Source organism: Pedobacter indicus (assembly GCF_003449035.1).
Taxonomy (GTDB): domain Bacteria; phylum Bacteroidota; class Bacteroidia; order Sphingobacteriales; family Sphingobacteriaceae; genus Albibacterium; species Albibacterium indicum.
Map to the genome: position 1 here is coordinate 1 of NZ_QRGB01000001.1, position 14,332 is coordinate 14,332.

At 35.7% G+C, this 14,332-nt stretch carries 11 protein-coding genes and 1 pseudogene; 7 read left to right on the forward strand and 5 right to left on the reverse strand.

Going from position 1 to position 14,332, the window contains the following annotated elements; all coding sequences use genetic code 11:
- Positions 1 to 3,356: type IIG restriction enzyme/methyltransferase (locus D3P12_RS00005; RefSeq protein WP_157970224.1), on the reverse strand; the 3,356-nt coding region annotated here is incomplete at its 3' end.
- A 317-nt stretch (positions 3,357 to 3,673) separates the two neighbouring features.
- Between D3P12_RS00005 and D3P12_RS00010 the strand changes: the two genes are divergently transcribed.
- Positions 3,674 to 4,471, forward strand: a complete 798-nt coding sequence (locus D3P12_RS00010; RefSeq protein ID WP_118193059.1) for a penicillin-binding transpeptidase domain-containing protein — start codon at positions 3,674 to 3,676, stop codon at positions 4,469 to 4,471.
- A 234-nt stretch (positions 4,472 to 4,705) separates the two neighbouring features.
- On the opposite strand, the gene D3P12_RS00015 is transcribed toward D3P12_RS00010, so the two are convergent.
- Complete coding sequence (locus D3P12_RS00015; protein WP_394341510.1) at positions 4,706 to 4,942, reverse strand: winged helix-turn-helix domain-containing protein; 237 nt, start codon at positions 4,940 to 4,942, stop codon at positions 4,706 to 4,708.
- 289 nt (positions 4,943 to 5,231) lie between these two features.
- On the opposite strand from D3P12_RS00015, the gene D3P12_RS00025 reads away from it, so the two are divergent.
- The 4 genes from D3P12_RS00025 to D3P12_RS00040 all read left to right on the forward strand — a co-directional run bounded on the left by D3P12_RS00025 (position 5,232) and on the right by D3P12_RS00040 (position 9,945).
- Entirely contained in the window at positions 5,232 to 6,413 is a 1,182-nt protein-coding gene (locus D3P12_RS00025) for a hypothetical protein (protein ID WP_157970225.1), read from the forward strand.
- 87 nt (positions 6,414 to 6,500) lie between these two features.
- Positions 6,501 to 7,424: a hypothetical protein gene (locus D3P12_RS00030; protein WP_118193062.1), complete on the forward strand. Its 924-nt coding sequence runs from the start codon at positions 6,501 to 6,503 to the stop codon at positions 7,422 to 7,424.
- The gene (locus D3P12_RS00035) at positions 7,424 to 7,888 is read left to right on the forward strand and encodes a hypothetical protein (RefSeq protein WP_118193063.1); all 465 of its coding nucleotides are present in this window, start codon (positions 7,424 to 7,426) and stop codon (positions 7,886 to 7,888) included. Before D3P12_RS00030 ends, D3P12_RS00035 begins: the two co-directional genes overlap by 1 nt.
- An 8-nt stretch (positions 7,889 to 7,896) precedes the next feature.
- Complete coding sequence (locus D3P12_RS00040) at positions 7,897 to 9,945, forward strand: ATP-binding protein (protein ID WP_118193064.1); 2,049 nt, start codon at positions 7,897 to 7,899, stop codon at positions 9,943 to 9,945.
- A 119-nt stretch (positions 9,946 to 10,064) separates the two neighbouring features.
- On the opposite strand, the pseudogene D3P12_RS15535 reads toward D3P12_RS00040, so the two are convergent.
- Positions 10,065 to 10,178: pseudogene (locus D3P12_RS15535) on the reverse strand (histone H1); the annotation flags it as partial.
- Positions 10,179 to 10,642: 464 nt separating this feature from the next.
- Positions 10,643 to 11,071, reverse strand: a complete 429-nt coding sequence (locus tag D3P12_RS00055; RefSeq protein WP_118193066.1) for a hypothetical protein — start codon at positions 11,069 to 11,071, stop codon at positions 10,643 to 10,645.
- A gap of 53 nt (positions 11,072 to 11,124) precedes the next feature.
- On the opposite strand from D3P12_RS00055, the gene D3P12_RS00060 reads away from it, so the two are divergent.
- A complete protein-coding gene (locus tag D3P12_RS00060; RefSeq protein WP_118193067.1) occupies positions 11,125 to 11,613 on the forward strand; it encodes a hypothetical protein in 489 nt (162 codons plus the stop codon).
- Positions 11,614 to 11,670: 57 nt separating this feature from the next.
- Entirely contained in the window at positions 11,671 to 12,972 is a 1,302-nt protein-coding gene (locus tag D3P12_RS00065) for an ApeA N-terminal domain 1-containing protein (protein WP_118193068.1), read from the forward strand.
- A 470-nt stretch (positions 12,973 to 13,442) separates the two neighbouring features.
- Here D3P12_RS00065 and D3P12_RS00070 read toward each other — a convergent pair whose 3' ends face one another.
- The gene (locus D3P12_RS00070; protein ID WP_157970227.1) at positions 13,443 to 14,321 is read right to left on the reverse strand and encodes a hypothetical protein; all 879 of its coding nucleotides are present in this window, start codon (positions 14,319 to 14,321) and stop codon (positions 13,443 to 13,445) included.
- Positions 14,322 to 14,332: the final 11 nt, after the last annotated feature.

A 14,332-nucleotide genomic window follows, 5' to 3' on the forward strand; every position in this document is an offset into this window, starting at 1 on the left:
ATTTTTTGTTTAGAAAAATCCTCCCAATAATTTATCGAATCCTGAGTTTCGAACCATCTATTATTAGTTTTTTTCCTCGCTCCTTTGTCGCCTGTTTGTTTTAATCTGTCATATCCAAAATCAATAAGATGTTGCTTTACAGCAGGATAGCATTCGATATCGATTTTTAACGATGGAAAAGTAGCGATCAAATATAAATCTGCAAATTCATATGAATATCGCTTAATATCGCGCCCTCTTAATAATGGTCTTATAATTTCTTCACTTTTTGGGTCCTGTTCAATTAGTTCTTTTCGCTTTTGTCCATTAATAATAAAGGCATCATTTAGCCCTGTTTTAATGCCATAATTAATACGAATATCCCAATCTTTCAACGGTGTTCCTATCGCTTCAATTTTATCTTTGATTCGCCTTTCGATAGGAGAAAGAATTACCCAACTATCTGAATTATTAAAGTACGTCAGATTCGCATTCTGTCTAAAATAATCGCTCAAATTATTTAACACTTTCTCTTTCACTACACAAGCTCGAGTTTGCTGTCTATTTTTATCCCTGGCAAACATCAATATATTAGTGTCGACAGTTGCAGTATCAAAGACTTGTGCACCTCCAAAATCAATCAATATTTGGGGATCAGTATTTTCCACAAAGAACCGACGTAAGCTTTCTCCGTAAGCTGCACGCATCCATTTATTAGAAGTAATAAATGTTAAAAGCCCCCTGTCTTTTAATAGTCGATGCCCTAACTCATAAAACAAGCTGTAGATATCCCCTGTTTTAGCAAATGTTTCATATCCTACTTTTTGTAGAGCATCGCTCTCCAAACCCATTTTCTGAAGTTGTATATATGGTGGATTTCCTATAATTGCATCGAAGCCTGTGAAGTTTCCATCATCATCCAACACTTCAGGGAACTCAAAACGCCACTCAAATGCATTCTTATAAATTACATTATTTAATATTTCTTCTTTTGCTTTAAGAGCCTTATCTGCTTTCAGTTTTAACTTTTTGAGATTGTCCTTTTCGGACTTTTTCGGTTTCTCATTAAACAATAAAAGGTTTTGCAAACGCTGCTCTTCTTTCTGATAGTCCCCAACTGCTTTGGATACCTTCTCTTTTATTTTACTGTCTAACGTAGACTTGAAATTATTTTTGATTGTTTCAATAATTTCTTCTACTTCATGCTTTTTATCCTTTGAATTTGTTGTTTTATAATCTCTTACAGCTTGTTTATAATCATCAATGGTAAAGCTAACATCTTTGTTCTTAAAGGCAGACTTCAAACTGTCATCCAAACTGAAACGACTAATCAAAGAATTACCATGCTTAATATTGATATCAATGTTAGGTAGTGTTTGCAGTTCTCCTTTATCGGTATAGTATGCATTTTTTAATAATTCAATCCATAACCGCAAACGACAAATATTTACGGAGTTTGGATTAATATCTACACCAAACAAGCAATTCTCGATAATCTTTTGTTTTTCATGAAACAATGACTTCTGAATTCTAAGGCTATGGGGATTGTTGCGTTGATATTCAAACAGTTCTCCTACTGCATCAGAAATATATAACTCGTCATTTTCAATTTGGATATCACAAGGCAGAGGATTTCCATTTTCATCAGCTAGAATTCGCAACTCACTCTTTATAGCAATCATTTCGTTTAGAGCAGAAACCAAAAAATGCCCTGAGCCAACTGCGGGATCGCAGATCTTGATACTGTCTATTATATCATTAAACTTTCGGATGTTTTCTCTCTTAAAGTACTTTCTGCAGTAATCTTTCGCATCTTCAAACGTTTCAATCCTATCATCGATTTTTTCCTTAAATTTATGAACCACGATTTCTCGAAGAGTTTCTCTGCACATAAACATCGTGATCATTCCAGGTGTATAAAAAGAACCATCTTTATAACCGTTGATCTTTTCAAAGATAAGACCTAAAACCGATGCATTAATAAGTGTTTTATTTTCGTGTTTTTCCTCTATATCAATCCCTGCTTCAGTTGAAAAGTCATAAGCATCCAAAAACTTAAACAGATATGCTAGAGTATTTAACTTACCTTTTAGTCGGTTTCCCTTGGAATCCTTTAAAATAGTTGTCCCAAACACCTCCATCTCTTCGTCTTTCAAAGCCGTGATATCAAATGTTAGATATTCCAAAGGGCTGTGTTCAAACAAGCTACTATTTAGATAAGGGATGTTTTTAAACTTATCCGCATATTTAGGATGTCTTTCATTGATAGATTTTGCTAATGCTGAGAAAAAGAGATCATTTAGCTCATCAAACCCGTCAAGAAAATTAAAATTTAGAAATTTATAGTCTGAAGAGTTATTGTTATAGGTTAGAAGTTGGGATTCTAAAAGCTTCAGGAACAGCACTCTGTTCACCCACGTTAAACATAATTCTAAGCCAACGGTGAATGACTTCTCTTCTCCATTAGGAATATATTTCACTTTATTTAAATAGCCACGATCTTCTAAAGTGAATATGGTGTTTTCAAGTAATGAGGAATAATCCCTAGATTCTAATGCCTTCCTTTGAATAACTCTTTTAGAATTTTCTTTTACTTCTTCAAGCCCAATAATGTGCAATAGCTCATTATAAAATGATTTGTTTAGATGATTGCTATCATTGCCAAAGCTCTTTCCAAGTAAATGGACATCCGAAAATATTTTATAGATCGTAGCGGTTTCCTTATCATTGAGTTCTGAAATGCTTTTCGACCTGAAATCTAGATAAACAAATGGAAGAGCTTCTTTTACTTCTTCGATGTATTTATAGGCAATCTCATTATAAAACAACTCATTTTTAAAAGTATCCTTTAACTTATCTCTAAATTGCCCATACTCTTTAATTAACCGTTTATTGCTATAAAATAAATCGTAGAAATCTTCTGCCTTAAAAAAGAACCATTCAAACCCGTTAGTAACTATCAAGTGTTTGATGTTATTATTTTTATAATCAACTCGCTCTCTTAAATAATATAACAAAAGTTCTTGTAGAGCCTTTTTATTAAGAGCAGTTGGAGAAATGAATTCCGATTTATTACTTGGTCTTTTCGCCTCTAAAGCCACACCAACATTTGACGATGCGTCTTTACCCAAATAGATTGCTAGATCAATCCTCTCTTTTGTATTAATTTCGTTTTTTGAGTAAAACGTATTTTCGAAAAAGCGCTTTATTGGAGATTTCAAGTGCTCTTCGCTTTCGTTCCGCTCGTCGCTTAACTTAATGCTTGCAATACATGTTTCCAAGTTATTGACGAATGCAGCTATGTCCTTACGAAGTGGTTTGTATTTCTTATACGCAGGATTTAACGCTTTACGCGGGTCGAGTTGATTGGCCTTCATTTAAATACAGATTGTTCAGTTTGGTAAATGTACTACATTCAAAGATATATTACCAATTTGAACACTCCTTCTACTCTGTATACGGACTTTGCCGTCGGTATGGACTGTCTCTTAAACAATCGGAAAATAGGAGATTTAGGTGGGGACCCATAGCATAAACAGACTACGCAAGCCGAGGTAGTACAACTAAGTGTGGATAACATTGCAAATAATGTATTCGAGGATATCAGTTTATCAAAATGCATTCATTTTGAAACCAAACATTAGCACTTGAACACCGGAAAAAATACTTAATTTAGAAGATTGATTGAATCTTTATGAAGCAAATATTCCTCTTTACTTTAATTTTCTTTCTTCCAATTATAGCCATTTGCCAAATTGATATTCAAAAGCCATTCCACGATTGCGGATTTGCTGGCAGCATTACAATCTTCGACTACAACCAGAATCGATGGGTATTAAATGACAGTACGGATTCGGAGCTGGAAGAAGTGCCTGCTTCTACATTTAAGATTATAAATCTGCTGATTGCGTTGGAAACGGGTGTTATTAAAGATGAAAATGACATGGTGAAATGGGTCGGAACAATAGATACTGCCGTATACGGATACCGTCCATCAACATATAAGGACATGACCGTTAAAGAAGCTTTTGAGGTTTCAGCTGGTTGGGTCTTTATAGAATTAGCAAAAAAAGTGGGGAAAGAAAGATATCTAGAATACCTTCGAGCTTGTGATTACGGTAATAAAGAAGTGTCTGATGAAGCTGACTTCTGGAACTTTGGTCCGTTGCTAATTTCCCCTAAAAATCAGGTTAACTTTCTTATCAATGCCTATGAAAGTAACCTGCCGTTTTCAAAGCGGAATTTAGCAATTCTAAAGAGGGTAATGGTCACTGAAAAAACTGATGATTATACCATCTATTCCAAAACCGGATGGGGAAAACGGAATGGAAAAGACATCGGTTGGTGGGTTGGATATGTGGAGCGGAATAAAAATATTTACTTTTTTGCAACACGAATAGTTAAAAACCAAAATGACAAGAGTAAAAATTTCCAAGCATGCCGTATCGAAATCACAAAACAGATATTGAAAGGATTGGGGTTTATTGAATAATCATCGCGATGAACTGATAGCAATGGATTCTATCCATGGCAGAAAGTATAAAATGAAAGATCCCCAAACGGGGAGAATGGGGATCTTTGCTAACCAATTATAAACCTAAATTATGCTATCACAAACATAGCACTATCGGGATGAAAACGTGTAATGAGACTGTCATATGATACTACCTACAAACGACATGACCCTATCCGTGTTTACTGATATGGTATCTGGGTAATATTCTACCTAAGTGCCAATTTGAAGTTTATATCCTTTGCCACGCACAACGACGATTTGGACGCTCGGATCAAATTCCAGCTTTTTTCTAAGTTTTGATATGAATATATCCAGGCTGCGCCCGACAATAACACCTTTATCTTCCCATATCTCTTTTTGTAGCCGGCTTCTTTCTATAGTCTCATTAGGAGACAACGCGAAAATGAGCAGCAAACGGGTTTCAGTTCTAGTCAGATCTATGTTCACTTTGTTTATTGTCAATTGTCATTCCTGCGCAGCAAACAAGACCGAGCCAAAAGTGAATATGCGGGAAAGCGGCTGAAGTGAGGAACGAGCGAAGCGGCTATCCCGCTCAATTTCAAAAAGCTATATTTGAATATGGAGAGACGTTCAAAAATCCTATATCACGTTGACGTGCTGAAAACCATACGGCAATGGTCTGAAGAAGCTAAAGGCACAATGCAAAAAATTGGATCGCCTTTAAATAATATCAAAGCTGAGCTAAGTCCCCACAAGAAAGCTTTTAAGGTAGAGTTTGAAAATACTTATCGGTCGGGCAAAAGGCTGGATGTCGGGCAAAAACACAAAAAAATTCTGTTTAAGACATCGGATACAGAACTGGTATTTTGAATATGTCTGGTTGTTGCAATACAGTCCGCCCAGTATCAGAGGTGATGTTGACTTTTTTTATACTAAGGGTTATTCCAAAAAAAGAGATTATTATTATCGGTTGGTTATTCCGCTTAAATACAAATTGGATTTTCACTATCAAGTTGATGAAATTGCTTACACAAGCGATCTATTGGAATGGTCACGCTCTGCTACAAAGGCGATGATAGATGGAGATGAATTTATTGCCTACACTTTTACCAATGAAGGTCGTGATCAGCATTATTTTGCTATAGAATGCGAAGTAAAAATGAATTATGAGACGTTCAGTGATAAAGCGTTTGCCTTGAAGAATGCTCTGGGCTATCTAACCGGTTATCTAGCTGGCGATGGTGGATATTTCTTTGCCTACAGGAAAAAAGAAATGAAAGAAATCAACGATTATTATTATTGTTCATTTCGTAGCACCATCAAGAGCGGTTATAGTCCAATACATACAAATCCTTACAGCTTGTTACATGATAAAAGTACCGTTGCTGAACGGCTTTATGAAAAAAGAATGTTACGGACTGTTAGCTTTGAAGAATTGTCCAACCTGACGAATAAGTTATATCAATCTTTGGACCTTACTGCTGCAATTATACTATTACTGGAATCAAGTGTCGCTTCACTGTTATTTATGCCAGGTGGTTATGCTATCGTTCTAGAAACATTGTCTGACCTAATTATAGGAGATGACAAACTTAAACTGGCGCCAATCAAGGATAAACCAAAAGCCAAACTGCTACGAAAACAGTTACTAAAAGTTCTTGATGAATTTGACTGCCTACCCGATGATGATTTAGCCGTATTAAAAGTAAGAATAGAACAAATCAATCAAGTTACCAACGGTGAACGTCTAAAAGCACCATTTAAAGAATTGGGAATTACATTGCTGGAAAGAGATATGGAAGTTCTAAGATCACGTAATGATTTTTTACATGGCAGAATACCGGATATTTCCAAAACTGTTGCCGTTCCTGGTTTGGAAGAAAAAAATAGAGATTTGTTTTATCTAAATACAATCGAAGAGAAAACGGCTCAAATGCCGTCATACTACTATAAATAGCAAATACTATTTTTATATTTCATTTTTTTGTATTATTCTTATATGCTATATTTTATTAACGACTTTCATATTTACTAAATATTTAACGTGTATAATACTAAATACGGACGTTATGATGGCGACTCCTGGGAAGCAATAATGCAGATTTGCTTTAGGCTCAAATATGAGTCTGAACACTACCAATCTATACCAGCATCATCAGGTGACTGTGGTATTGAAGGATTTACTAAACAGGGCAAAGTTTTTCAATGTTACTGCCCTGACAACAATCTTTCCTCGAAAGATTTGTATGAAAAGCAGCGGGATAAAATTACGACTGATTTAAACAAGTTAAATCTCTACAAGAAAAAACTTGGAAAATTCCTTAATGGTGTCTTGATTAAAGAGTGGATTTTTGTTACTCCTGAGAGCAGGATGAATGATTTGGTGCTTCATTGTAACACTAAAACTGAAGAAATAAAAAATCTAAACCTTCCTTTTATCGATCCGGATTTTAAAGTCATTATTCATGACATAGATAATTTTGCTAAAGAAATTCCGGTGGCTTTAAATGCCGAAGGTCAAAAGCTGTTTATTGACAAAAAGAAACTTGAGGATGGTAGTATTATTAAATGGAAAGACCAAGAAATTGATCTAGTCGCAAATGCGATCAGGAAACATTCGAAAAGGTTTGTTCAAGGGGCTGCTGGAGTAGATCAAAAGGTAAATAAGCTGACTGATGCTACTATAGAAAGTTTTTTAGATCAGAATACCATCTTATCAAGATGGCAACAGCTACATCCAGACGATTATGAAAAGTTCTTAATTCTATTATCTCAAATTGAAAAAGAGGTAGAGGAACTTTGCATGTTTCCGGCAGACGACAACAATCAATTGTATAAATCATTAAGGAAGCTAGTTAAAGAAAAATTAACTGCCAATTTTAGCTATCTAAATGAAATGACAATTGATAATTTGACAAATGGTGCAATTGCAGATTGGCTATTGCGTTGCCCGTTAGACTTTGAATAATGGCGACAAGTTTTATTAGACACCTAAGCTTTACCAAACGTAATATTGCTATCCCTGCAGACTACAGGCCTCTATACAAAATTGGTCATGTAATTTTGGTTTTATTTTTAGCCTGCCGTTCCAACAAAGCCTCTTTGATGAAGTTACATTTTTTATGTTGGGCTATCAAAAGCCAAAGGAATTTATTGCAGGTGCAACAATGGATAAATAACGATTTTAAAAGCGACTTTCATATTTGGGGAGTAGAGCCTACTGTAAACAGAGCATTGATTTATGCTGTTGCAGAAGGTTTTGTTAGCCTCAATGATGGCGGATACTCCTTAACGGACAATGGTATAGCACTTTACAAACTAATGAAAAAGGACAAGGAGCTGTTTAAGGATGAGAAAGTATTTCTTGAAAAAATAGGCAAAAACGGAATATCGGAACAAAGGATTAAGGATCTTTCTAGTAAATTTTTATAAAATATAATATGCTTCATTTAAATGCTTTAAGGCTAGAAATAAATACTACAAATGGATTGTACGGTGTGACTATCCCTTTTGAAAGTGGTTTAAATATCATTAGGGCAAATAATACAAGTGGAAAAAGCACAGTCTTTCAATCCATCTTATATGCTTTAGGATTCGAGGAGCTGATAGGTTTGAAGAATGATAAAACTATGCAGTCAGTGCTTAAAGATGTCGTGATTGATGGGGAAAGCAGTTTTGAAGTTATACAATCCGCAATTTCGCTAGAGGTATTTAATGGGCAACAAACCATTACTGTAAAACGAAGTGTTGTCAACGAAAAACGAAAGCCACAGTTAATCGACGTCACATTTGGACCACAAATAACTAAAAATGAAGATACCTATGAACTAAGGCAGATGTATGTCCATGATAAAGGTGCTGCATCAGATGAAGTTTATGGTTTTCACGCATTTCTTGAGGAATTTTTGAATTGGAATTTACCAGATGTTATAGATACCAACGGTAACAGTACCAAATTATATATGCCTCTTATCGCTCCTGCTTTCATCATTGAACAGAAATCTGGTTGGTCATCTTTCTTTGCTACAATTCCTTGGTATGGGGTTAAGAATGCGGAAGAGAGAGTTATTGAATTTCTGTTAAACTTGGATGTATTTCAGAATGAGCAATCCAGAATTAGCTTAAACATTAATAAGCGCTTAATACAGGAAAAATGGACTATCTTGTTTGATGATTTTCAGAATTTGGCCGAGAAAGGAAATGCTGAGGTTGCTGGATTGGAAGCTTTTCCTGTGATTATCAATAATATTAATGAAATCTATTTTAGAGTATTTAGAAACGACAAATACTTTTTGGTTCCCGAGTTAATAGAAGAATTAACAGACGAATTTGATCAATTAAATCAACAAACAGAGGTTACTGTTGGCGAAAATTTGGAAAAAAATCAAACTCGTTTAAATCTTTTAAACGACAACTTACTAAAGATTGGCTTTAGATATCACCAATTATCGGACGAACTTTTACACGAAAAAGAAAAGTTTAGACAATATATCCAGCAAAGAAAATCTGTACAAGAAGATTTGGATAAAAATAAATCTGCCGAGAAGATGCTTAAACTTGGTGGTGATGTACATGCACAAGTCGCTAACAACTTGTGCCCTACCTGTGGGCAGGGTATAAATGATTCCCTATTGCCAGAGGGCGTCGATCAAGTCCCAATGCAAATTTCTGATAATATCAACTTTTTATCATCCCAACTCAAAATGCTTGAGGCTTTTATAAACAGCCAACGCACCAAGATTCAAGAAAAAGATAATGTTTTAGCTGCGTATAATAACAGATTGAACGAAATACGTCAAGAAATAAGAAATATTAAAAGAGACTTAGTATCTGATGAAAGGCTGCCCTCTGAGGAACTAATAGAAAGAAAGATTAATACGAAACGTCTGGTCAACTTTTATGTTGAACTTCTGGAAAAAATAGAGTCACTAAAAAATAGATTATTATTGCTATCCAAAGAGTGGGAAAAATTAAAACAAAGAGAGGCAGATCTGTCAGGTGATTTCTTTTCTGTCTTAGACCGAGAAAAAATCCAGCTATTACAGGATACATTCTTGAAATTACTTAAAGACTTTAACTATCAGAGTAAAGATAAAAATGCTATAAAAATTTCGACAGATAAGTACTTGCCAGTTATTGAAGTTAGATTGCCAAATGAAAAGCCGAAAAGCTATGACATAAGATTTGACAGCTCTGGAAGTGATCACATAAGATGTATGTGGGCTTATTATCTAGCACTTTTTGAAACATCTAAGCGATTGGGAGGCAACCATCCAAAATTATTAATTTTTGACGAACCACAGCAACAATCTGCCTCTACAATAGATTTTCATGCGTTCTTAAAAGAACTTAGTATTAATGAAGATGCTCAAAGCATCGTATTCGCTTCGTTTCAAAACTCTATAAAGGATTTTGAAGAAGCAACAGAAGGATTAAAATTTACTAAAATTGAGGGCAATGGAAGATTTGTGCAAAAAGTGGAAATATAACCTCAATTTATTTGCCGATGATTATTATATCATAATAAAAAAAGCCCTTACCACACATATGATAAGGGCTTTTTGTACGACCACTTAATTTGTACGACCACTTAAATTAACACATACTGTTATTTCCCCGCATTCTTCTTGGCGGTTACCTCATTTCTGATGTCCTGTGCCAATGCCTTGCTTTGCTGTAAAGCGTTCCTAAGCCTTGTACCTGCGGCCTTGTTCCCTTTTTCAATGCAGGTAGGTGGTCGTGTTCCGCAACAGGGTCTTAAAATATCGCGTGAAGATCAGGAACGATTTTACTTTTTCTCAAAACCACTACTGAAAAAAATTCTTAATATATCCAGAAAGTTGGGTGGCGGACACATGCAGGGCCACAGCGCACATTATTTTATTGAAATAATGAGTGAGGCTTTACGCTTTGATGCTCAGTTTGCTTTGGCATCGACCACAGAAGTTACAAAGATGGCAGCGGGAACAAATTATACGTTTGACCATTCTGCAATAGGGGAGGTAGTAAAGTTCACCGAGAGATTACTTGCAGATCATAAGGCTATGTTGTTGGAGCCCGATGCTTTTGCAGAGATTATGAGTTTGCTGAACATTTATGTAAAGTCTGGGTGGCCGGAAGCGTTGGATTTACTTTGGAAACTGGATGATATTTTCCGGTAAATCAGTTGATTGGGATCAAAAATGTTTAAATAGGCTTATTCAAAAGTTCGTTTTCAACCAGGCTTAATGCTCTAAAAAAGCCTAAATCGGGGATGCTCGTATATTTCAATACCGCCTCTTTAAAATGGATGTCAAATGAGTTGTAAAAACTTGGTTTATCATTTAAAATGAGTACAGGTAATTGCGAACGGCAGATGCTAAATTGGTCAGCGGTTATGTCAATTAGATGTTCTCTGTCTTCAAGCCAGGCATGTGTATAAAAATGTTCCGTATTCGACCATCCGGATACAAGGTCAAATATCCCATATCCATTTTTGTTCAATAATATGCCTAGCAATATTGAACTATCCATGCAAGCCCCCGCTGGAAAATCATTGAAGCCTATGTAGCAGCTTCTGATTTCTTCACGCATTAAAGATTTTTTTACTTTCCAGACAAACTCTAATAATTCCATAATTCTCTAATCAATATAGAAATTTATATATTGAACAGACAAGTGTTTTAAATATGGCCTCAACAGAACTTCCTATTCCGTATTGGTATCGATTGTTAGATAATTGGGTTTGCATCCAGGATAACTCTGGTCTAAGTATTCCTTTTTTGATCGGCGCAAAAAGCATAATAACTGAAGGGGCAAAACCGAATGAAAACTCAATTAAAGAATTGTTCCGATCTGTTACCAATGACATACAGCCCGATTATTGCGTTAGCTTAAAATATTGCAGTACGATTGAAGCTTATATTTTCGGACTTCAATCAAGAGCTGATGTAATTGAACCTTATTTCAAAAGTAGTCACAACGATATACCAGCGATAACCCTCATTGATAATGTATTTGGCGGGACTCAATCGTTAGACGAAATCGTGGCTTTTTTAGAGAAAGAGTATAATTCATATGTATTGTCTGGTAAATATTCACGACAAAATCGCGCATTTGGAGAATGGGGGGCATTTAGCGATGCTGATGTTAATTTTATTAAAAATGCAACGAGTTAAATCTGTTTTCAGAATATACGCTACTTAAAGAACTCATCAGGAAGCTAAGTAATAATTATGGTTGATAAAATTGAAATAAAAGAGTATTGGTTTTTGCCGTCTAAACCTGATAATAGGGTGGCGGGAACGCTTTATTACTTTCCAAATAAAAAAATAGTGCTCGAACTGATTGGCTCTTTCCATGACCCACACGCTTACATGGCGGCTTTGGCAAATGGAGATGATAAATGCAAAGAGGTCATTTGGGGTGAAAGCTCAGATGCTAAACATATAACACTTCTGAACTGCAACACATACGGATCGCTGAATTTCAGTTGTTCCTTTCCCATGCAGAAGTACACTGTTCAGTACTGTTTTCAAGGTATTCATTTGAGCGATTGGACTGACGAGATTTTCAACAAAATAACGGTAAAATTGTCCTATTTGACAAAATGGGTAAATCATTATTGTGTCAATTATTCTATTCCGTTTAAGAATGATAGGATGCATGGTTTTGATCTAAAATTTGATCGCGACGATAGCAATGAAATTTCAGTTCAGCTAAGTAATGGTTTTGATCTTAAATTAGAGTATGCCTGCTCTCCGCCCGGAACATCACATGAAGAACAACTTATTATTGCGCAATCTTATTTATTGAATATTATTTCAAAAAACACGGAATCATTTTGGACATTATTAAAGCAGACATCTAAATTCAAATCATTTCTTACACTTGGTACACTGAACACAATTGGGTATCAAACCATCCAGTTCTGCTCACCGAACGAATTTCAAGAATTGAACAATGGAGAAAAGATTTTCCATCCGATATACCTATATTTTAATCAACACGATCAGGTAGAGGCAAATACATCTAACAAAGACTTTTTGTTTACGCACAACTTGATTGAAAATTCTTTTGATAGTGTAATTCGGAAATGGTTCAGCTTCGATGCCCAGATGGCTCCGATCCTGAAACATTTAATCGAAAGCATTAAAGAAAAGAACATATTCAATACGGGAGATTTTCTTATTGTTGTGCAAGCATTGGAAGGTTATGCAACAAGGTTCAGACCTAACATACCTAAGAAAGGTAAACGCATAACATTGGTTGAACAGTTAGAATATTTGCGTAATGAGTTTAATTATGTTCAGCTCATTAAAAACATGTCTCTTGATTTGGCTATTGTAGTTAACTCCCGGCATTACTATTCGCATTTTTTCAACAAAAAGCCGAACGTACATGTTGCTGACGGAATTGAGTTATTTGAACTTACACAAAGCTTGAAAGTAATACTAATTTGTTGCGTGCTACGTGAAACGGGATTTGATCAGATTGAAATAATCTCCATCATGAACGCTTACCGTGACCGGACATAAGTCGGAGATATGCGTTTTATTGACAAATACATATCGGAAAAGAGTATTGAAATTCACACTGCATTCGCTGGAAGAAAGATCATTTATCTGGACTTGAAATATTGGATTATTCTAAGGGACACTATTTCTAAATGGCGCAACAATAAAAGATAGCCACCAATTGGAGATCTTTATAAGATTGCTAGGTTGCTCAGAATGGATATAAGAGAACTCTTGAATGAAAGCAACTAGACACAAGAGAATTCAATGGAATACAAGCATCATTAAAAAATTAGCAAGTTCTCTTGAAATATCAGTATGTGATTTACTGGACGTGTAATTTTCCATGAATATGTTCTACTCAAAAATTGTAAACACATTTCACGCTGCTATATCTCCTACAGCATAGCGCAATTTAGATCGAACCGAATTTACAATGATAGATATTTTCACCCTAATTAGTTTGCTTATAATAAATAAAGATGTTTATCTCAATCCCCCGTCCAATTCCCCAAGTACCTGGGCAACTTGATCGTGACCGTCCCGTCCTGCTCCAACCGCACATAGATCTTGACCCGGGTATTCCGTGACAAATCACCATGAGCAGGCCTCCATTTTGTTTCCCCATCTTCAAAGAACCTGTTTTCCTCTGCCTGCAGGTGCTTGGCTGCAATCTCTGAAAAGACAGATGAATCACCAAATATCAAACCTTCTAGCACAAACACTTTGTCACCGTGGGTTCGCTTATCGAACCTCTGGACAATAGACTGAAAAACAAGCACCGAATCAAACGGTATATTGACGGATGATGATGCTACCTCACGGGCAATATCATCTGCTAACTTCTGTATATCACCTAGATAACGTGCCGGATGGCCAAACCCGGTACCCCCTTTCGTTGGTTTTTTGATATCTTCCGGTCCCGAATAGGAGTAAAACCTGTATGTCATACTATCTCTGTAAGAATCTATCGACGCAATTTTATACTGAACATCATCTTTTTTTTGTTGATAAACGTTATACATCTCCGTGTTCGGCAAAACCGGCATTTTTATTCCCGGGAACTTCTTGACAAGAACAAGCCGGTCCGCCTCGAAACCCATATCAAAGTAGAACGCATGTCGAGGATAACCGTTGTGCAGAAATTCACGGTTCAGATAGGCAGTATCATCTTTATTAGGATATACACGGACAGAAAAAACCGTATCGTCATTTAAGCTAAAAATAACCTGTTCGATATGCTCATCCCCGAAATCGTTTTGGGCAGGAACTGTAATCCTTAAAGTTTTTGCTTCCTTTGCACTTTGACTTTGCCCATGGGCAACATTCAAAGTGCAAAGGAAGCAAAATAAAATCATAGCTACTTTCATGATGTTGAACG

Bases quoted from the DNA above. Each gene is read 5' to 3' on its own strand.
- D3P12_RS00035 (WP_118193063.1), top strand. From the start codon at position 7,424: ATGGCGACAAGTTTTATTAGACACCTAAGCTTTACCAAACGTAATATT.
- D3P12_RS00055 (WP_118193066.1), bottom strand. From the start codon at position 11,071: ATGGAATTATTAGAGTTTGTCTGGAAAGTAAAAAAATCTTTAATGCGT.
- D3P12_RS00070 (WP_157970227.1), bottom strand. From the start codon at position 14,321: ATGAAAGTAGCTATGATTTTATTTTGCTTCCTTTGCACTTTGAATGTT.
- D3P12_RS00065 (WP_118193068.1), top strand. From the start codon at position 11,671: ATGGTTGATAAAATTGAAATAAAAGAGTATTGGTTTTTGCCGTCTAAA.
- D3P12_RS00040 (WP_118193064.1), top strand. From the start codon at position 7,897: ATGCTTCATTTAAATGCTTTAAGGCTAGAAATAAATACTACAAATGGA.
- D3P12_RS00010 (WP_118193059.1), top strand. From the start codon at position 3,674: ATGAAGCAAATATTCCTCTTTACTTTAATTTTCTTTCTTCCAATTATA.
- D3P12_RS00060 (WP_118193067.1), top strand. From the start codon at position 11,125: ATGGCCTCAACAGAACTTCCTATTCCGTATTGGTATCGATTGTTAGAT.